The following is a 19,431-nucleotide window of genomic DNA, read 5'->3' as shown; positions in this document are numbered from 1 at the left end:
GGCAAACTTCACCCTTCGGATGCGTAGGGTGCGCTCTACATTTCTAAAGCGGTTCACTCGCTCCCTTTCCTTAGACTGCGCTTGATGTCACCCGTATGACTGCTGCTGCCGATTCTGCTGAAACCCGTGTCGCTGTTGCGAACGCCACCCCGTTGATCGAACTCGACCAGGCCAGCGTGATGCGCGGCCAGGTGCGCGTGCTGCATGCGCTCAGCCTGCGCATTGCGCTGGGACAGCACACCGCCATCCTCGGGCCCAATGGCTGCGGCAAGTCTTCCTTCATCAAGTTGATCACGCGCGAGCTGTATCCGCTGGTGCGTGCCGATGGCCAGGCGGCGGTGAAAGTGCTTGGGCAGACGCGCTGGCAGGTGGATCGCCTGCGCGCGCAGTTGGGCATCGTCACCAGCGATCTCAGCGTGAACCTGGCCGACATGCCGGGGCTGGATGTGGAAAGTGCGGTGCTGTCCGGTTTCTTCGCCAGCTATGTGGTGCCACCGCACCGCGAGATCAGCGACGAGATGCGCGTGCGGGCACGTGAGGCATTGGCACTGGCGCGCGCATTGCCGTTACTGGACCGCCAATTTGCCGAACTGTCGGCCGGCGAAAGCCGCCGCGTGCTGATCGCGCGCGCACTGGTCAACCGCCCGCAGGCGCTGCTGCTGGACGAGCCCTCCACCGGCCTGGACCTGGTGGCGCGGCAGCACCTGCTCGACAGCATGCGTCACCTGGCCCAGCAAGGCATCACGCTGGTGCTGGTGACCCACCACATCGAGGAGATCGTGCCGGAGATCGCGCGGGTGATCCTGCTGCGCGCCGGCACCGTCGTGGCAGACGGCCCGCGCGATGCACTGCTCACCGACGCCAGCCTGTCGGACGTGTTCGGCGGCCCGGTGCGGGTGCAACGCGATGGCGAACGCTATTGGGCAACCGTCGGCGAGTGAGCCGGAAGAGCGGTCGTCTGCACACCGTGCGTTTTCGTCAGGATGCAGACAGCACTGGAAGCGCTGCTTGTTCACGTTGCAGCACCCGCGCCGGCCACGCAACACCGCCGCCACCCGCCACCTGCGCGATGCCGGCCGCATCATGCACCGCAGGCAGGGCGGCATCCTCGCGGTGACATGCCCAGACGCCGCCGGGCGTCGGCCGCACTCGCCGGCCATCACACCGCCGCGATGCAGGTGCGCGGCGCAGTGCCGCAACGCCACGCTGCCGCCGCGCCAGACTCGCGTAGCGGCGCATGACCTTGGACACGGGACGCCGGCGTGGGCACTCGGCTTAGACTCGACCCACGCACAGACAGGAGTCGTCCCGATGGCCCAGTGGTATTTCCATGTTCCCGGACAGGCCGAGCGCATCGGCCCACTCGACGACGCCAGCGCCCGCGCGCACGCCCAGCGCCAGCCCGATGCGCTGGCCTGGCGCGACGGACTCGACGGCTGGACGCCGGCCCGCCAGTTGGCCGAGCTACAGGGTGGCAGCAGCCTGCCGCCGCCGCTGACCGGTGCGGCCGGGCGCGCCGATGAGATCGACTACCGCATCGTCGGCAACGACATGCAGTTCGTCGAGGTCGAGCTGGATCCGGGCGAAAGCGCCATCGCCGAGGCCGGCGCGCTGATGTACAAGGACGCCGCGGTGCAGATGGACACCGTGTTCGGCGACGGCTCGCACACGGGGCAATCGGGCGGCGGCGGGCTGATGGGCAAGCTGTTGTCGGCTGGCAAACGCGTGGTCACCGGCGAGAGCATGTTCACCACCGTGTTCACCCATGCCGGCAGCGGCAAGGCCAAGGTGGCGTTTGCCGCGCCGTATCCGGGCACGGTGCTGGCGCTGCGCCTGTCCGAGCACGGCGGGCAGCTGATCTGCCAGAAGGACAGCTTTCTGGCCGGCGCGCGCGGGGTGTCGCTGGGCATTGCGTTCCAGAAGAAAATCCTCACCGGCCTGTTCGGCGGCGAGGGCTTCATCATGCAGAAACTCGAAGGCGACGGCTGGGTGTTCGTGCATGCCGGTGGCACCGTGGTGGAACGCGAGCTTGGGCCCGGCGAACGCATCGACGTGGACACCGGCTGCGTGGTCGCCTATCACGCGGGCGTGGACATGGACGTGCGCCGCGTCGCCGGCCTGAAGAGCATGTTCTTCGGAGGCGAAGGCGTGTTCCTGGCCACCCTCACCGGGCCCGGCAAGGTCTGGCTGCAATCGCTGCCGTTTTCGCGCATGGCCGGCCGCATGCTGCAGGCCGCCCCGCAAGCCGGTGGTCAGCAACGCGGCGAAGGCTCGGTACTGGGCGGATTGGGGCGATTGCTGGATGGGGATAACCGGTTCTGATGGTGGACGCGGTCTGGCCGCGTCCGGCGGCCGGTAGGGGGCGCAGGATCCATGCGATGAACATCCGCCAGCGGCAACCGGGTTCGGTTCGCTTCGGAGGAACACCTGTCCTGATCGACTGCCGGCGCCCCTCCCCCATCCGCCCTGCGGGCACCTTCCCCCGCACGCGGGAGAAGGGACATCGCGCGCGGAAGTCCGGACGTTGCTACGGGGGAAATCCGTCCTGCCGGCACCCCCCCGCACGTGGGAGAAAGGATGTCGCGCGCGGAGTCGGGACGTTGCTCCGGGGAATCGGGATGTCGCACTCCGGCGTAGGAACGTCGCCAGCGCACGCGTACTAGCCCCTCTCCCGCGTGCGGGAGAGGGGTTGGGGTGAGGGGACGGCGCGAAGCCATACCTGGAATGGCATGACACCAAGCTTCGCGCACCCTCATCCGGCACTGCGCACCAGCTTTCCCCGCCGGGAGAAAGAGCAGCAGCAACTTGTACCACCAACAGCCTGTGCAAGTTCTCGATCACCTCCACCATCGACCAGCCACCGTCGCGGCAGCGACCGTGACAGCACGCGTGTATTCTCCCTCGCCGTCCATCCAACATTCCGTCGCCATGACCGCGCTCCGTCGCCCACGTTTCCTCGCCCTGCTGTCGTTGCTCGGTCTGCTCTGCGCCTGCGGGGGCGAACCGCGCCCCGCCACCCCGGCGCCGCTCGTGCAGGCGCCTTCTGCGAGCGCGGCCAAGCCGGTGAAGATCGGCGTGGCGCTCGGTGGCGGTGCGGCCAAGGGCTTTGCGCATATCGGCGTAATCAAGATGCTGGAAGCCAACGGCTTTGCGCCGGTGGTGGTGTCCGGCACCAGCGCCGGCAGTGTGGTCGGCGCGTTGTATGCCAGCGGCATGGATGCGTTCCAGATGCAGGAAAAAGCCGTCGCGCTCGATCAAACCAGCATCCGCGACGTGCGGCTGTTTTCCGGCGGCCTGGTGCAGGGCCAGAAGCTGCAGGACTACGTCAACGAACAGCTCGGCGGCAAGCCGATCGACAAACTGCGCAAACCGTTTGCGGCGGTCGCCACGCGGCTGGAAGACGGCGAGCGCACCGTGTTCGTGCGCGGCAATGCCGGTCAAGCGGTGCGCGCGTCCAGCAGCATTCCCGGCGTGTTCGAGCCGGTGACCATTGGCCAGTATCACTACGTCGATGGCGGCGTGGTCAGCCCGGTGCCGGTGGACGCCGCGCGCCAGCTCGGCGCCGAGTTCGTGGTGGCGGTGGATATTTCCAGCAAGGCCAGCGGCAAGAATCCTGGCGATCTGCTCGGCACCGTCAACCAGTCGATCTCGATCATGGGCCAGCGCCTGGGCGAAGCCGAACTCAAGCGTGCCGACGTGGTGATCCGGCCCAAGGTCAGCGACATCGGCTCGGCCGATTTCAACCAACGTGCCGCCGCCATCCTGGAAGGCGAGCGCGCCGCCATGGCGGCGATGCCGCAGATCCGCGCCAAGATCGCGCAGTTGCAGGCACAACGCAGCAGCGCCATCCGCATCGCCGCCGATCAGGCTGCCGCCGCCAAGGCAGAGGCCTATCGGCGCTGCCTGGAAGAGCGCTCGCGTTGGCAGAAACTGCGTGGCAGGGACGAGGCCTGCGTGGCGCCGTGATGCGGATGCAGTGCAAGACCATGCGGAGCTGAGCAGGTGCGGCGCGTCTGTTTCGAGGCGCGCGCTTCTTTAAAGCCGATGTGTAGGGCGACTGCGTTGTTGATGCCTTGTGTTGATACACCGCGCGTGTGCCGGACGGGTCGCGGCCGGGGCCGCTGCTACGAGGCGGGGTGGTCTTCGGGTGCATTGGCCAACGTCGGCACGGCCAGCACCGCTCTTGTAGGAGCGGCCCTGGCCGCGAGGCCTTACCCGTAGTAACGCCTGGACTTCACGGGCAACGCCTCGATCCCGGACTTCATCGGCAGCGCCTCAATAGCGCCAACGCAACGACACGCTGACAAAACGCGGTTCTCCGTAGTTCTGGTAATCCAGGTTTGCCCAGTAGGTCTTGTCGAAGGCGTTGCGCACCGCCAGCGTGGCGGTCCACTGATTGCTGATGCGGTAGTTGGCGTTGAAGTGCACCAGTGCGTACGGGTTCTGCACCACGGTCACTGGTGAGGTGGCACCGGTTCCGTCGCCGGTGGGGCGCTCGATGTTGAAACCGCGTACCGCGCTCTGCCAGCTGACGCCACCGCCGATGCTCAGGCGCTCCCAGGCACCGCGCAGGCGCAGCTGCGTGGACAGCTGCAGATAATCCTCGGGCAGATTGGCGTAGATCGCATCGGTGGGCGGGCGCGTCACCTTGACATGGGTAACGCCGGCATTGACGGTCCAGCCGGGCAGGAGTTCGCCGTTGACATCCATTTCCCAGCCACGGCTCTTGGTGCCGTTGATGCCGATGTAGGCCGAATTGCCGTCCGGCAGCGAGGATTCCGGCTGGGTCATGTCGCGCACGGCGAAGTTGTCCTGCTTGGCCTCGAACACGGCGGCAGTCGCCATGGCGTGGCCGTCGAACAACTGCGCCTTGATGCCGGCTTCCAGGTTGGAGCCTTCCACCGGGGCGAGCAGGTTGTTGTCCTTGTCGCGGTAATCCTGTGGATTGAAGATTTCGGTATAGCTGGCGTAGAGCGACACATCCGGCACGATGTCGTAGACCAGTCCCACATACGGGGTGACTTCGTCGCTCACCTCATACCGGCCGCTGGTGCCGGTGTAGGCGCCGCTGGCATCGAAGGCCTGGGTGCGGGTTTCCCAGGAGCTCAGGCGCGCGCCGGCGATCAGCGACAGCGGGTCGGCCAGACGCAAGCGGGTCGAGGCATACACGCCGCGCTGGGTGGTGCGCCCTTCGCTCCGGGAGCCGGTGCGGCTGTAGGTCACCTCGGGTGCATCGCCATCCCAGTTGCGGATGTTGGGAATCCGATAGCAGCGCTCGGAGCCGCCGCTTTCGTTGATGCACGTTCCCCAGCCGCTGGGGTACTGCTGGGCAAGGCCATACGTGGTCGATTGCAGATCCTGCCAGCTGCCGCCGACCACCACATCGTGCTGGCGGCCGAACAACGAGAAACCGCCGGACAGGTACACGTCCACCCCATCGCGGCTGTCCTGCGTTTCGCCAACGCCGGTGCGCAGAAAGATGCCGCTGCCGTCGGCGGCCGGATAGCCGGTGCCGTAGACGCGCAGGCTCTGCACATCGCCCTTGGTATGCGCGTAGTTGACGCGCAGCAACCAGTCCTCGCCGAAACGCTGTTCGAGGTTGGCGAAGGCGGTGCTGGTTTCGCGCTGCCAGCGGCTCCACTTGGGCGCCATGTTGGTCGAGCGCGGCAGGTTGGCCGGCGAGCCATCGGCGGCGAAGAACGGCACCGTGCCCCAGGTCGAGCCGACGGGGGTGTTGTCCTGGCGCTGATAGCCGACGGTGAGCGTGGTGCTGTCGGTCAGGTCGCCTTCCAGCACCGCCATGCCCGACATCTTGTTGTCGTGGTAACGGTCGTAGTAGTAATCGCGATCCTGCCAGGCCGCCACTACACGGCTGCGCCAACGCCCGTCGTCGGTCAGCGGCGCATTGACGTCGGCCTGCATGCGGCGAAAATCCCAGGTACCCGCACTCACCGCAAACGAGGCATCGAAGTCCTTGCCCGGACGCTTACGCAGCAGGTTGACCGTGGCCGAGGGAATGCCTGCGCCGGTGAGCAGGCCGTTGGCGCCGCGAATCACTTCGATGCGATCGTAGAAGACCGTGTCGTATTCCTGATTGGTCGCGCCGCTGTAGGTGGGCAAGCCATCGACCTGGAAGTCGGTGATCTGGAAGCCGCGCGCGAAATACAGCGGGCGCTGGGTGTCGTAGAACGACACGTTGACGCCAGTGACGTTGCGCATCACATCGTCGATGCTGAACAGCGATTGCTCTTCCAGCCGCTGCAGCCCGATCACGCTCACCGATTGCGGCGTTTCCTGCAGGGTCAGCGGCAGGCGCGTGGTGGTGGCCGGCTGCGCGCGGCTCACCGTGCCGTTGACGTTGACCTGATCCAGCGTCTTGGCATTGCCCGCATCGGCGGCCGCATCAGCGCGGGCGGCGCAGGGCATCAGCGCCAATGCGCACAACAAGGCAGCGGACAACGTGGCCAGAGGAACGGAGATGGGGGGCATTGGAGGATTTCTCATCGATCGGTGCGGGACGCTTGGCGTCACGGGGCAGGAAAGCGCAGGCATGCGCGGCGCGTCCCACTCTGGCGACGAGCTGGCTGGCCCTGCCGGGCTGGCGGATCGACGAGAAGACATGCCGGACGCAGCCGGATGTCATGCAAATGTAAATCGTTACCGTTTGAGAGGCAAGTCACGTGGCACGCGTGGTTCTCTTGTAGCTCGCCGCCTTACCCCAGATGCGACAACGGCAAACCTTCCGGCGCCTTGACCGTGCGCAGCACGAAACTGGAATTGACGTCGGACACGCCGGTGGCGTTGAGCAGGCGATCGAGCAGAAAGCGCGAAAAATGCTCCAGGTCGCGCACCTGCACCTGCAGCAGGTAATCCATGTCGCCGGTGAGCGCCCAGCAAGCCACGACCTCGTCCCAGCCGCGCACGCCGTCGGCAAAATGTTCGATATCGGCCTGGCCGTGTTGCTCAAGCTGCACCCGCACGAAGGCCTGCAGTCCCAATCCCAGCGCGCGGGCGTCCAGGCGCGCGCCGTAGCCGGCGATGATGCCGGCGGCCTCCAGCCGCTGGGTGCGGCGCAGGCAGGCCGAGGCCGACAGATTGACCTGCACGGCCAACTCCGCATTGCTGCTGCGCCCCTGCGTCTGCAACAAGGCGAGCAAGCGCAGATCGGTGCGGTCCAAAGCGATTGGCTGGTCCATATGTTGCGCAGCAGCAGTGTAAGACGCAACAATCTTGCGCCATTGGACATTGGCTGCGCAAGATTCGCAATCCCGTTGCGTGGCGCTCGGGCTAAGGTGGGCGCTAATCATCGGGAAGTGCCGCCGCATGAACATCGCACCGCAACGCGTCGAGAATCAGCTCACCGACAAGGGCTATGTGCCGGTCTACACCACGGCCGTGGTCGAGCAGCCGTGGGACGGCTACAGCGCCGACGACCATGCCACCTGGGGCAGCTTGTACCGCCGCCAGCGCGAGCTGCTGGTGGGGCGCGCCTGCGATGAATTCCTGCAGGCGCAAGACGCGATGGGCATGGGCGACACGCACATTCCACGCTTCGATGCGCTCAATACGGTGCTGCAGGCGGCCACCGGCTGGACCCTGGTCGGCGTGCAGGGCCTGCTGCCGGAGCTGGATTTCTTCGAGCACCTGGCCAACAAGCGTTTCCCGGTGACCTGGTGGATCCGTCGCCCGGATCAGATCGACTACATCGCCGAACCGGACCTGTTCCACGACCTGTTCGGGCACGTGCCGCTGCTGATGAATCCGCTGTTTGCCGACTTCATGCAGGCCTACGGCCGTGGCGGGGTGAAGGCGCATGGCATCGGTGCGGACGCGCTGCAGAACCTCACCCGCCTGTATTGGTACACGGTGGAATTCGGCCTGATCGCCACCCCGCACGGGCTGCGCATCTTTGGGGCCGGTATCGTGTCCTCAAAGGGCGAGTCGCTCTACTCGCTGGAATCGCCGGCACCCAACCGGATCGGCTTCGACCTGCAACGCATCATGCGCACGCGCTACCGCATCGACAGCTTTCAAAAGACCTATTTCGTCATCGACAGCTTCGCGCAGTTGATGGCCGCCACCGCGCCGGACTTCACCCCGATCTATGCCGATCTTGCGCTGCAAGCGCAGGTGCCTGCCGGCGATGTGCTGGTCACCGATCGGGTGCTCCAGCGCGGTACCGGCGAAGGTTGGAGTTGCGAGGGCGATGTGTGACTGGGCATGGCGCGGCGATGAATCGCCTCATTCATGCGCAGCGTGCGCGGCCGCCACACTGGTCCGCCACGCTACGGGCATGCCGTCACGACTCCGACCTGGGCAATGACGGTCGTCGCACTGCCAGGTAGAGCATCCCGGCGGTGAGGTGAGGCGACACCGACTCGACACCGTCGCTCACGCGGACTAAGGTCAAGCCTCTCCATCACGCCTTCGTTCAATGGACCTGACGCATCTGCGCATCCGGCGCCTGGAGCTGGACGACACACGCCTGCTGTTCACCCTGGCCAACGGCATGCGCATCGACGAGCCCATTCAGACACAACGCTTGTTGATCAAGGCATCGCCAACGCAGCGCGCGCAGTGGCAACTCACCGAAGACGGTTTTGGCGTGAACTGGCCCGCCGTGGCGCCGCCCGTCGCCGAAGGCCTGCTCAACATGCCCGCACTGCTGTGGCAGCGCCGCCTCGCACGCGTGCAGGCGAAGCTGGCCACGCTGCGTGGACGCCTGGATGCCTTGTCGCCGGGCGAGCGCGAGCTGATCGCGCTGGCGCGGCTGGACGCAGACATGAACGAAAGTGGCTACGCCCGCTATTTCGACCATTGGGATGCCGCCACCCGCAGGGACGCACTGGCCGCCCTGGCCGCGACGGGCGCCGCACAGTCACGGCAGGCGATCGAAGGCCTGGGCGCGGTGTTCGAGCATTTGGAAGAAGACCCGAACCTGCTCAGCATCGAAGACATCCTCGACGCGATGAACGACACCGATCGCCAACGCGTGGATGGCTGGGAGGAGGTGTATTACCGCCGCGCGGGTGAATTGGCGCGCTTGGGGTTGACCCATTACGGCGTGGATAAGGCCTGAGATTGCCGTGGCGCTCGGTGCGCGGCGGTGCAGGTGCGTTTTGCCTGCGCAGCGATCGGCACCGGGAAGACCTGCGTGCTACGGCTGCAGGAGGGCGGCAACGAGCGGTTGGGGACGACGCCAGCGATGCAATCGGCATGGAGTCCTGGTAATCAATGGCTCCCGAATCGTGGGATGCAGTGAGCTCGCAAGAATCGTCGTGTCGCCGCAGGACGCGCATGCGGCAGGCGTTGCGATCAACGGCGGCGATCCGCCCAATGGGTTGGGCGACCGCGAGAATCGGTTTGCCCGCTGGCAGCGCGATATCACTCCAGAGCTGCGTTGCGTTGTGGGCGTCACCATTTTCTTGCGGACTCTTGGTTGATCGCCGCAGCAGATGCGTACCGCTGCTTTTCGCCCACCAGTATCCAAAGCACATCGTTGAATCGCAGGAGAAGCATTGCTTCCTGCGTTTCACGCATGCCTACATCTTCGGCGCCACCGTGTAGGCCAGCAGCAGCACCAGCGGCTCTTCGCCGGTTTGCTGCAACGCATGCGTACTGCCCGGCCGTGTCAACAGCGCGTCGCCCGCATTGACCTCGTACTGCCTGCCATCCAGCGCATACAGCCCACGCCCGCTGACGATGTAATAGATCTCGTCCTTGTCGTGTAGATGCAGGCCGATGCCTGCGCCTTTGTGCAACACGCGCTTGCGCAGCACGAATTTCAGATCAGGGGCGTCTGCGAAGAACGGGTACGCCGTGGTGGGGCCGGCGCCGCCGTGCGGGCCGGGTTGCGCGCGGGCGAGGTCGCGTTCGTGCGCCACCAGCGACGGGTGCGCCTGCGCGTGGCGTTGGATGGCGGTTTCGGGGGCCGCACCGCAGTCGGCGTCGCGGCGCAGCTGCGGTTTCAACTCCGGCTGCAGGCGTACCCAGCCGTTGACGACCAGGCAAGCGATGGCGGTGGCACCGGCGCGGCTGAAGTGGGTGCCGTCGGCTTTGCCTTGTTCGGGCACGAACAGGAAGTACGGTTGGGCCGCCTGTTCGCCGAGCGCGCGGATCCAGTCGCTGGAACTAGCATTGAGATCGATCAGGCCGACGCGTTCTTGCGCGGCAAGTTGCTGCATGGCCAGCGTGTAGCGGCCGTGGGTGTCGAGCAGTGCTCCGAAGTCGTAGAGCAGACGTGCGGCAGGCGTGACCAGGATCGGCGTGGCGCCGATGTCGCGCGCGGTGGCAATAAAGCGGCGCAGGAACTGCACGTAGTCGCCTTGCGGGTCGGTATAGCGCGTGGGGTCTTCGCGCTTGGCATCGTTGTGACCGAACTGGATCAGCAGGATGTCGCCGCGCTGCAGTTCCTTGGCGATGGCGTCCAGGCGCCCTTCTGCGATGAAACTGCGGGTGCTGCGCCCGCCTTTGGCGTGGTTGCGGACCTGCCATTGCGTGGGGTCGAACCAGTCTTGCAGCATCTGGCCCCAGCCGGCTTGCGGCGCACGCGTAGCGTCGTATTCGGCGGCGGTGGAATCACCGGCGATGAAGATGCGCTGTGGGGCGGCGTTGGCGAGGTTTGCGAGGAGCAGCAGCAATGCGAAGAGCAGTGGACGCATGGTGGGCTCCGGGGAATGTGTGTTTTGCGGTGTTACTGTTGCTTAGAAAAGACACGCCTGACCGCAGTGCGGTTGCGCGTCGCGGTGAGGCCGGCACGCAGTGCTATAGATCGTGTTGGCACCTGACTGAGTGCTCTGCATTCAAGTTGGCCGTAGTCCGCTCTTGCCACAGACCTCTCGATTTAAGGAGACCATCGCTTAGAACCCATCGGCTGCGTCGTTTCCTGCCCTCACCCCAACCCCTCTCCCGCACGCGGGAGAGGGGCTAGTGCGCGTTCAATCCACGTCCCGTCTCGCGCATGAAAACATCCCTTCTCCCGCATGCGGGAGAAGGTGCCCGAAGAGCGGATGAGGGTGCGCCTCAGCAATCTGCAACTGCCCGTTATGACAAACGCGCCGCCGCGCGCCTGCAGAAGGAACGTATCGGCTGCGTCGCTCCTGCCCTCACCCAACCCCTCTCCCGCACGCGGGAGAGGGGCTAGTGCGCGTTCAATCCACGTCCCGTCTCTTGCATGAAAAACATCCCTTCTCCCGCATGCGGGAGAAGGTGCCCGAAGGGCGGATGAGGGTGCGCCTCAGCAGTCTGCAACTGCCCGTTATGACAAACGCGCCGCCGCGCGCCTTCTGAAGGAACGTATCGGCTGCATCGCCTGTGGCCCTCACCCCAACCCCTCTCCCGCACGCGGGAGAGGGGCTAGTTGGCGTTCAATCCACATCACTGCTCCAGCGTGAGATATCCCTTCTCCCGCATGAAACGTGCCTTCTCCCGCGTGCGGGAGAAGGGTTTTGGCCATTAGGCAGCTGCCGCTTCCGGCTTGCCCAGCACGCCAGCGACAAAGGCGCGGATCTCGGCGTCCTGGGCGTTGTCGAAGAAGCACTGCTGGAAACGCTCTCCACCAACCGCCTGCTTGATCAGCTCCGGGTCGATGGCACGCAGGCCGTCGAGGTAGGACTTGGCGGTGGCCTGCTTGACCTGGGTCAGGATGCCGGCGTTGGCGGCCTGCGATTCGCGACGCTCGGCCGGGTAGCCCAGGCCGCGCTCGCCGCTGAAGGCCTTTTCGAAGATGTAGCGCACGTTGATTTCCGCGCCCCAGCCGTAGCCCTTGGCAAAGGCCAGCGCCAGCGCATTGCCGTTATTGACCTGGGCGAACAGGTAGGCGTCGGTCGGCTCGATGCAGTAGCCGCAGAACACGCCCGGATGTGCGTTGAGCGACATCATCGCGCCCTGGCCAGTGCCGCAGCCGGCGACGACGAAGTCCACGGCCTTGGCGTTCAGCAGCAGGCTGGCGGCGATGCCCAGGTGGATGTAGGTCAGGCGGTGGTCGTTGTCGCCGTCCATGCCGACGTTGAACACGCTATGGCCCTGTTCGCCGGCCACGTCGTTGAGCTGCTGCAGGATCACCGGGTTCTTGGCAGCCTGACTGAACTCATTCATGAGTGCAATTTTCATGGGAATGCTCCGATTGGTTGGGGAAGTTGTTTAAGAAGTACTTTCTAAATAGCGTTGAACAGCGTGTGCTTGGTTGACGATCTTTTCCAGTGCGAGCGCGTTGTTCGTTGATACGACCAACGCGCTGATGCAGGACGGAAAGCAGATGACTCGGCAGGCAGCATGCGTCTGATCGATGTGCGTGTTGACCGACCCTCATCCGCCCTTCGGGCACCTTCTCCCGCGCGCGGGAGAAGGACGTGGCATCGCGAGATACCAGGGGCGGCTGCATGCGTCGGACGGTGCACGCCATCGCCGTGCGATCTGGATCAGCGTGCCAGCCAGCCGCCGTCGACCGGGATGATCGCGCCGTTGACGTAGTCCGAAGCGCTGCTGGCCAGGAACACCGCGGTGCCGCCGAGGTCGGCCGGCACACCCCAGCGCGCGGCCGGGATGCGGTCCAGGATCGACTTGTTGCGGTCTGCATCGGCACGCAGCTGCGCGGTGTTGTCGGTCGCCATGTAGCCAGGTGCGATGGCGTTGGTGGTGACGCCCTTGCTGGCCCATTCGTTGGCGAGCAGGCGGGTGATGCCGGCGATGCCCGACTTGCTGGCGGTGTACGAGGGCACGCGGATGCCGCCCTGGAACGACAGCATCGAGGCGATGTTGATGATCTTGCCGCGGCCCTGGGCGATGAAATGGCGGCCGGCGGCCTGCGCCATGAAGAAGGCCGATTTCAGGTTGACGTTCATCACGTCGTCCCAATCCTGCTCGCTGAAATCGACCGCGTCCGTGCGACGGATCAGGCCGGCGTTGTTGACCAGGATGTCCAGCCCGCCCAGGCCGGCGATGGTGGCGTCGACGATGCGCTGCACCGGTTCGATGCTGATCAGGTTGGCTTCGATGGCCAGGAAGCGGCGGCCCAGCGCCTTGACCTTTTCTTCGGTCTCGGTGGGCGCCTGGATGCCGGCGGCGGCGATGTCGGCGCCGGCCTGCGCCAATGCCAGCGCAATACCCTGGCCCAAGCCGGTGTTGGCACCGGTGACCAGTGCGACCTTGCCTTCGAGACTGAACGGATTGCTCATTACCTTATCGCTCCTGCTGGGTGTGCCACGTTGTGATGAGGGAGCCGCGCAGCGCGCGGCAGAGTGCGTTGATAGGGTTTGGACTGCTGCGTCGCCAACGCCTGAGGTGGAGCGCGCCGACGTTGCCGGTGACGGCCTGGGTCGCAGGCGTCACCGCAGCGAACGGTGGAGAGAAACCGGGCTTACTTGAGCTGGCAGATATCCAGCACGTGCATGTCGGTGTAATCCAGGTTTTCCCCGCCCATCGCCCAGATGAAGGCGTAGTTGCTGGTGCCTGCACCCATATGGATGGACCACGGCGGCGACACCACCGCTTCGTTGTTCTGGATCACGATGTGGCGCTGCGCGTCGGGCTCGCCCATGAAGTGATACACGCGGTCGTTGGTGCCGAGGTCGAAATAGAAATACACCTCGCTGCGACGGTCGTGCAGGTGCGGTGGCATGGTGTTCCAGACGCTGCCTGGCTTGAGCACGGTCAGGCCCAGCAGCAGCTGCGAGGACTGGCAAGTGGCCGGCACGATGTACTGGTAGATGGTGCGCGCGTTGCTGGTTTCCAGCGCGCCACGCTCCAGTGCCACCGCGTCCTTGATCGACAGCTGCTTGGTCTCGAAGCGCGCATGCGCCGGTGTCGAGGCCAGGTAGAACTTGGCCGGGTTGGCGGCATCGTCCGAGGCGAAGCCGACATCGGTGCTGCCCATCGCCACGTACAGGCCGTCCTTGGGGCCGAGCGTGTAGGCGGTGCCATCCACGGTCACGGTGCCGCTGCCGGCGCCGACGTTGATGACGCCCAGCTCGCGGCGCTCCAGGAACGGGTGACCGGCGGCGGAGGCCGGCTCGGTCTGCCTGGGCAGTTCCAGCGTCTTGCCGACGGGCGCTGCGCCGCCAAGCACGAAGCGCTCGTAGTGGGTGTACTTGAGGGTCACCGCCTCGCCGACGAACAGGCCGTCGAGCAGATACAGCTCGCGCAGGTCGTCGTTGCTGGCGCCCTTGATGGCATCCGGGTGGGTGGCGTAGTGGGTCTTGCAGTACAGGGACATGCGCGATCTCCGGGGCCAAGCGCGGGGGGATTGGCTTGCACCGGGACATTCTACCGGCTCTGGTTAACCGGTGTCATTGCGCAGTGCACGATAGTGGCCGGTGGGTGGGGGTGGCGGTTGCCTGCGTCCTTCTCCCACCGGCAGAAGGTGGCGCGCAAGCGCCGGATGAGGGTGCGAGGCCACGCGCAGTGTCGCGGTGCACGGCTTGAGTGGTGAGTGGTGCGTCTTCCGCCGTGCCCTCACCCCAACCCCTCTCCCGCAGGCGGGAGAGGAGCTTCACAGCAGCGACGGGCGGATGGGGCCAGCCGTTGGCCGATCAAGGCAGCTACCGGCACAACGTCCTGCAAGGTGGAGCGGAAGGCCCGCGCCGCATGGGGCCGCAGCTAGCGGTGGCTCAATCTTCCGGCGGTTGGCAGGAGTCGCGCACGATCAGGTGCGGGCGCACGCTGGCGGTGGGCAGTTGGGGGGCGTTGTCGGGCTGGATCAGCATCGCGGCAGCGGTGCGGCCGGTGTCGCGGGTGTGGCGACGCACCGAGGTCAGCGGTGGCCACAGGCGCGAGGCCAGCGAGCTGTCGTCGTAGCCGATCACCGACAGCTGGCGCGGGATGCTGATGCCGGCGCGCAAGGCGACCTTGTAGATACCGGCCGCCATTTCGTCGTTACCGGTGAAGATGGCGGTGGGGCGCTTCTTGCCGAGCAACAGCTTTTCGGCGGCGGCCACGCCCGATTCGAAGGTATAGCCGGCTTCGACGATGCGCTCGGGCGGCAATTCGATGCCGCGCCGGGTCAGCGCGTCGGCAAAGCCGGAGGTGCGCTCGATCGAGGAGCGGTAGGCGCTGGGGCCGGTGACCAGGGCGATGTCGCGGTGGCCGAGCGAGAGCAGGTAATCGGCCGCTTCGGCGGCGCCGTCGCGGTCGTGGGTGATGACCGTCTGCGAGGTGGCATCCAGGGCGACCGAGGCGATGCGGGTGTAGCGGCAGCCGATCTCGGCCAGCATGTCGGCCAGCGCCTGGTCCTCGGAGGCACGCGGCACCAGGATCACCCCGTGCAGCTTCTGCGCCTGGGCGAAGCGGCGCACGCCTTCGATGTAACCGGGGCTGCGGCTGTCGCAGGGGTGCACCACCAGCTCGAAACTGGAGCCGCGCAGCGCGTCCAGCGCGCCGTACTGCATGTCCACGATGTATTGCGCGGTGGGGTTGTCGTAGACCATGCCGATCAGGAACGAGCGCCGGAACGCCAGCCCGCGCGCCAGCGGATCGGGCGCGTAGCCGACCTCGCGCATCAGCGCCTCGACTTTCTCGCGGGTGTCCTGCCGCACCAGTGGCGAATTGTTGATGATCCGCGAGACGGTCTTCTTGGAGACCCCGGACATCCGGGCGATGTCGTTGATCGTGGCTACCTTGCCCTTCGGCAGGCCGGGCATTCCCTCTTCGGGCATCTTGCGGGCGGGCATAGCGGTCAACCGTTCGAATTGAATGGATTCTACCGGCCAGTGGGCCGACAAGCCCTCTCAGGCCTGCCGATGTCCCGCATCCGCACCGTCGAGACAGACGACGGCCGGTGTGCCGCAGTCTGTCCGGCAGTGCAGAGCGGTCAGTCCAGGGCGCGGTAGCGGAAGTTGCGGAACTCCACCTGGCCGTTACCGGCTGCATACAGCGCCGGTTTCAGTGCCAGGAACTTGCCGGCCACGTTGTGGTGATAGCCGGACACTTCCATCTGCACCGGGTACTTGGTCCAGGTGGTGCCGTCGGTGCTGCTGTGAATGGTGACGATATGGCGGTTGTTGGTGACGCGCAGCCATAGCGCGCCGCCCTTGCCGCTGGGCGCCAGCTTGGCCGGCCGTTCTTCGCCATAGCGGTGCATGACGAAGTTCTCGCCGTTGCTCCCCACCCCGGCATAGAGCCTGTCGCTGTAGAACAGCAGCGCCCCGCCCTGCCCGCCGGGTGCCACGGTCATCTGCACCTCGAATTGATAGGCCTGGTCGGGCGCGATCACGGTCAGCGGCGAGGCATCGCGCGGTGCGCTGCCCTTGCCCTGCAGGCGCAACACGCCATCACCTACTTGCAGACGCTTGGCTTCGTCGGCGGCCGGGTTGAAGAACGCCCACTGCGGGCCGAGCGTGTTGGCGCGGAAGTCGTCCGACAACCTCAGGCCATGCGGCACGGCCTGCCCGCTGGGCTTTTTCAGCGGCGTGCCGAGGTCGCCGCCCTTGGCCACGAACCAGCCGTCCGAGGTCCATTCGATCGGGTCCAGCAGCGCCTGCCGGCCCAGCGTCCAGTAGCCGTGTTCGTAGCCGTGGTACAGCATCCACCAGCGCTGGTCGGTGCCTTCCACCAGGGTGGCGTGGCCGCGCGACCACCACGGCTCGTCGGCGCTCTTGGTGCGGGTGATCGGGTTGTTGGGCGCGTTCTGCCAGGGGCCGTGGATCGAGCGCGAGCGCGCGGTGATCACCATGTGCCCGGTCGGCGGGCCGGCGGTACCGCCGACGGCGGTGGTCATGTAGTACCAGCCGTGGTGGCGGGTGATCTTGGGGCCTTCCTGGGCGTAGCCTTCCACGTCCCAGCTTTCCGGGTATTTCCAGCCGTCGTAGACATGCTTGGGCGTGCCGACCACCTTCAGGCCGTCGTTGGAGAGTTGCACATAATCGCCGCCGCTCAGAAACAGATACCGCTTGCCGTCTTCGCCCACTGCATGGCCGGGGTCGATGTACTTGCCAAGACCGATGTCGATCGGCGCGCTCCACGGGCCGTTGATGTCATCGGCCCAGACCACGAAGTTGCTGCGCTCGCCCTGGTCGCCGCGACGGGCCGGGAAGTAGATGTAATAGCGCTTGCCGTGCTTGATCAGGTCCGGTGCCCAGATCGCGCCGACGTTTTGGCTGATGGCGTGGCCCAGCGGCTGCCAGTTGACCAGATCGCGCGAATGCCAGATCGGCAGGCCCGGATAGGCATCGAACGAAGACAGCGTGAGGTAGTAATCGTCGCCGTCCTTGAGCACCGATGGATCGGGGTGATCGCCGGCCAGTACCGGGTTGAGGAAGGTGCCGTTGCCCTGGTCGGCGATGCGCTGGTGTTCGATGCCACGCTTCCAGTCGGCCGCAGCGCTCAGCCCGGCGCACAGCAGCAGGCTGCCGGCCAGTAGCCAGCGCCAACGGGTTGAAGCGATACGCACACCCATGCCCTCTCCTAGTCCCCGCGATGCGGGGCAGTGCGGCGGCCGGCGCCTGCAGCGTCGGCCGTTTGAATGACGGCGAAAACATCCGCCAGCAGCGGCGCCGGAAACACTCATGTAGCGGTGCAAACAGCGATCAGGCGACGGTCCGCACGAGGCCATCGCCCCTGCCACCCGGGGTGCAGGCCGACCGAGCGCACCGACGGCGCCCGCCTGACAGACGCCGTCGGGATTGGTCGCTTACGCGCGCAACGCCCGTGGCAACCACAGCGACAGTTCCGGGAAGAACGCCACGATCAGCAGCACGCACAAGGCCGCCAACCAGAATGGCCAGATGGTGCGCATGCTCTGGGCGATGGTGATCTGCCCGATCGAGGTGCCGATGAACAACACCGAGCCGATCGGCGGAGTAATCAGGCCGATACCGCCGGCCAGCACCATCACCAGACCGAAGTGGATCGGGTCGATGCCGTAGGCCTTGACCACCGGCAGGAAGATCGGCGTACAGATCAGGATCTTCGGCGCCAGGTCCATGAACATGCCCAGCAACAGCAGCATCACCACGATCATCAACAGCACCATGTTCTTGCTGTCGGCGATGGCCTGCAGGAACTTCACCGCCGCCGCCGGCACCTGCAGGTACGCCAGCAACCAGCCGAATACCGCAGCGGTAGCGATCACGAACAGGATCACGCCGGTGGTCCGCGCCGCATGGGTGACTGCGGCGAAGAACTCGGCCCAGCGCAACTGCCGATACAGCAATGCGGTGACGATCAAGGCGTAGACCACCGCAATCGCGGCGCTCTCCACCGCAGTGAAGATGCCGGCGCGGATACCGATGAAGATCAACGCCACCAGGCCCAGGCCCGGCAGCGCGCCGAACAAGCGCAGCGCCACCGCACGCCAGCCCGGGAACGGCTCGGTGCCGTAGCCGCGATGGCGTGCGACCGCATAACCGGTGACCATCATCGCCGCAGTCATCAGCAGCGCGGGGAAGATGCCGGCCGCAAACAGATCGGCGATCGACAAGCCGCCACCGGCCGCAGCCGAAAACAGGATCAGGTTATGCGAGGGCGGCACCAGCAGCGCCACCAGCGCGGCGGTCATGCTCACGTTCACCGCGTAATCGCGGTCGTAGCCGCGCTTGATCATCTGCGGAATCATGGTGCCGCCGACCGCCGACACGTCGGCGATCGCCGAGCCGGACACGCCGCCGAAGAACAGCGACGACAGCACGCTGACCTGGCCCAGGCCGCCACGCACGCGCCCGACCAACGATGACGCCAGCGCGATCAAGCGTTCGGAAATACCACCGCGCAACATCAGCTCACCGGCAAAGATAAACAGCGGAATCGCAATCAACGACGCCGAGCCGCTGCCTGCGGAAATCTGCTGCACCAGCACCACCGTGGGCAGGTCCAGGTACAGCAGCGTGGCCAGTGCGGCCGCGCCCAGCGCATACGCCACCGGCACGCCGATCAGCAGCAGCACCACGAAGGTTCCCAACAACATGGCGATGCCCATCAGCGCACTCCTCCGGTGTGGATCGGGCGCAGCACACGCCACAACTTGTACAAGGCGAACAGCACCATCAGCGCGCCGCCGATCGACAGCGGCAGGTAGTTGATGCTCTGCGGCATCTGCGCGCCGGCCATCTTGATGTCCAGGCCGTCGACCAGCAGCGCCGCGCTCCACCACGCCAGCACCGCACCGATGGCCATGATCATCAACGGGCGGATCAGGTCGAACACTTTGCGCACCAGCGGCGGCACGTGTTCGCCGAGCAGATAGAAGCCGAAGTGGCGGTTGGTGTGCACCCCGGCGGCCGCGCCCAGACTCAACGCCGTGCTGAGCAGCAGCAGCGTCACCGGCTCGGTCCAGCTGGGCGAGTCGTTGAGCACGTAGCGGGTGAACACCTGCCAGCCCTGCACGACCACCAGGCCCAGCAGTGCCAGCGATGCCACGCCAACGGCAACATCGGAAACGCGGTCCAGCGCGCGTTGCAACGGCGCGACCGGGACGGCGACGGTCTCGGGTTCGGTCATCGG

General features: G+C 66.0%; 15 protein-coding genes. 5 read left to right on the top strand and 10 right to left on the bottom strand.

Going from position 1 to position 19,431, the window contains the following annotated elements:
- Positions 1 to 95 precede the first annotated feature (95 nt).
- From GGR62_RS18940 to GGR62_RS18930, 3 genes are all read left to right on the top strand, one after another.
- Positions 96 to 941 carry an ATP-binding cassette domain-containing protein gene (locus tag GGR62_RS18940; protein WP_184409387.1) on the top strand — a complete coding sequence of 282 codons (846 nt, stop codon included), beginning with the start codon at positions 96 to 98 and terminating at the stop codon, positions 939 to 941.
- Between the two features lie 370 nt (positions 942 to 1,311).
- Positions 1,312 to 2,322 carry a TIGR00266 family protein gene (locus GGR62_RS18935; RefSeq protein ID WP_184409386.1) on the top strand — a complete coding sequence of 337 codons (1,011 nt, stop codon included), beginning with the start codon at positions 1,312 to 1,314 and terminating at the stop codon, positions 2,320 to 2,322.
- A 606-nt stretch (positions 2,323 to 2,928) separates the two neighbouring features.
- Positions 2,929 to 3,966: a patatin-like phospholipase family protein gene (locus tag GGR62_RS18930; RefSeq protein ID WP_184409385.1), complete on the top strand. Its 1,038-nt coding sequence runs from the start codon at positions 2,929 to 2,931 to the stop codon at positions 3,964 to 3,966.
- A gap of 309 nt (positions 3,967 to 4,275) precedes the next feature.
- On the opposite strand, the gene GGR62_RS18925 is transcribed toward GGR62_RS18930, so the two are convergent.
- Both GGR62_RS18925 and GGR62_RS18920 read right to left on the bottom strand, forming a co-directional pair.
- Positions 4,276 to 6,489 (bottom strand): TonB-dependent siderophore receptor, encoded by a 2,214-nt coding sequence (locus tag GGR62_RS18925; protein ID WP_184409384.1) that lies wholly within the window; start codon positions 6,487 to 6,489, stop codon positions 4,276 to 4,278.
- Between the two features lie 224 nt (positions 6,490 to 6,713).
- Positions 6,714 to 7,196, bottom strand: a complete 483-nt coding sequence (locus GGR62_RS18920) for an Lrp/AsnC family transcriptional regulator (RefSeq protein ID WP_184409383.1) — start codon at positions 7,194 to 7,196, stop codon at positions 6,714 to 6,716.
- A 127-nt stretch (positions 7,197 to 7,323) separates the two neighbouring features.
- Here GGR62_RS18920 and phhA point away from each other — a divergent pair, with 127 nt between their 5' ends.
- A complete protein-coding gene (phhA, locus tag GGR62_RS18915) occupies positions 7,324 to 8,214 on the top strand; it encodes a phenylalanine 4-monooxygenase (RefSeq protein ID WP_184409382.1) in 891 nt (296 codons plus the stop codon).
- A 220-nt stretch (positions 8,215 to 8,434) separates the two neighbouring features.
- Positions 8,435 to 9,079 carry a DUF4375 domain-containing protein gene (locus tag GGR62_RS18910; RefSeq protein WP_184409381.1) on the top strand — a complete coding sequence of 215 codons (645 nt, stop codon included), beginning with the start codon at positions 8,435 to 8,437 and terminating at the stop codon, positions 9,077 to 9,079.
- Positions 9,080 to 9,542: 463 nt separating this feature from the next.
- Here GGR62_RS18910 and GGR62_RS18905 read toward each other — a convergent pair whose 3' ends face one another.
- The 8 genes from GGR62_RS18905 to GGR62_RS18870 all read right to left on the bottom strand — a co-directional run bounded on the left by GGR62_RS18905 (position 9,543) and on the right by GGR62_RS18870 (position 19,428).
- A complete protein-coding gene (locus GGR62_RS18905) occupies positions 9,543 to 10,661 on the bottom strand; it encodes a GDSL-type esterase/lipase family protein (RefSeq protein ID WP_184409380.1) in 1,119 nt (372 codons plus the stop codon).
- 793 nt (positions 10,662 to 11,454) lie between these two features.
- The gene (locus GGR62_RS18900) at positions 11,455 to 12,111 is read right to left on the bottom strand and encodes an RpiB/LacA/LacB family sugar-phosphate isomerase (RefSeq protein WP_184409379.1); all 657 of its coding nucleotides are present in this window, start codon (positions 12,109 to 12,111) and stop codon (positions 11,455 to 11,457) included.
- Between the two features lie 308 nt (positions 12,112 to 12,419).
- Positions 12,420 to 13,175, bottom strand: coding sequence for a 2-dehydro-3-deoxy-D-gluconate 5-dehydrogenase KduD (gene kduD, locus GGR62_RS18895; RefSeq protein WP_184409378.1), 756 nt, complete (start codon positions 13,173 to 13,175; stop codon positions 12,420 to 12,422).
- Positions 13,176 to 13,357: 182 nt separating this feature from the next.
- Complete coding sequence (gene kduI / locus GGR62_RS18890) at positions 13,358 to 14,212, bottom strand: 5-dehydro-4-deoxy-D-glucuronate isomerase (protein ID WP_184409377.1); 855 nt, start codon at positions 14,210 to 14,212, stop codon at positions 13,358 to 13,360.
- A 394-nt stretch (positions 14,213 to 14,606) separates the two neighbouring features.
- Positions 14,607 to 15,665 (bottom strand): LacI family DNA-binding transcriptional regulator, encoded by a 1,059-nt coding sequence (locus GGR62_RS18885; protein ID WP_184409376.1) that lies wholly within the window; start codon positions 15,663 to 15,665, stop codon positions 14,607 to 14,609.
- A gap of 140 nt (positions 15,666 to 15,805) precedes the next feature.
- Positions 15,806 to 17,389: a family 43 glycosylhydrolase gene (locus GGR62_RS18880; protein WP_184409375.1), complete on the bottom strand. Its 1,584-nt coding sequence runs from the start codon at positions 17,387 to 17,389 to the stop codon at positions 15,806 to 15,808.
- A 234-nt stretch (positions 17,390 to 17,623) separates the two neighbouring features.
- Entirely contained in the window at positions 17,624 to 18,907 is a 1,284-nt protein-coding gene (locus tag GGR62_RS18875; RefSeq protein ID WP_047695038.1) for a TRAP transporter large permease, read from the bottom strand.
- Positions 18,907 to 19,428 carry a TRAP transporter small permease gene (locus GGR62_RS18870; RefSeq protein WP_184409374.1) on the bottom strand — a complete coding sequence of 174 codons (522 nt, stop codon included), beginning with the start codon at positions 19,426 to 19,428 and terminating at the stop codon, positions 18,907 to 18,909. Before GGR62_RS18870 ends, GGR62_RS18875 begins: the two co-directional genes overlap by 1 nt.
- Positions 19,429 to 19,431: the final 3 nt, after the last annotated feature.

This window comes from Xanthomonas sp. 3075 (genome assembly GCF_014197275.1).
GTDB classification, from domain to species: Bacteria; Pseudomonadota; Gammaproteobacteria; order Xanthomonadales; family Xanthomonadaceae; genus Xanthomonas; species Xanthomonas campestris_B.
The sequence above is the reverse complement of the archived record's forward strand: the minus strand, read 5'-3'. Positions and strand labels throughout refer to the sequence as shown.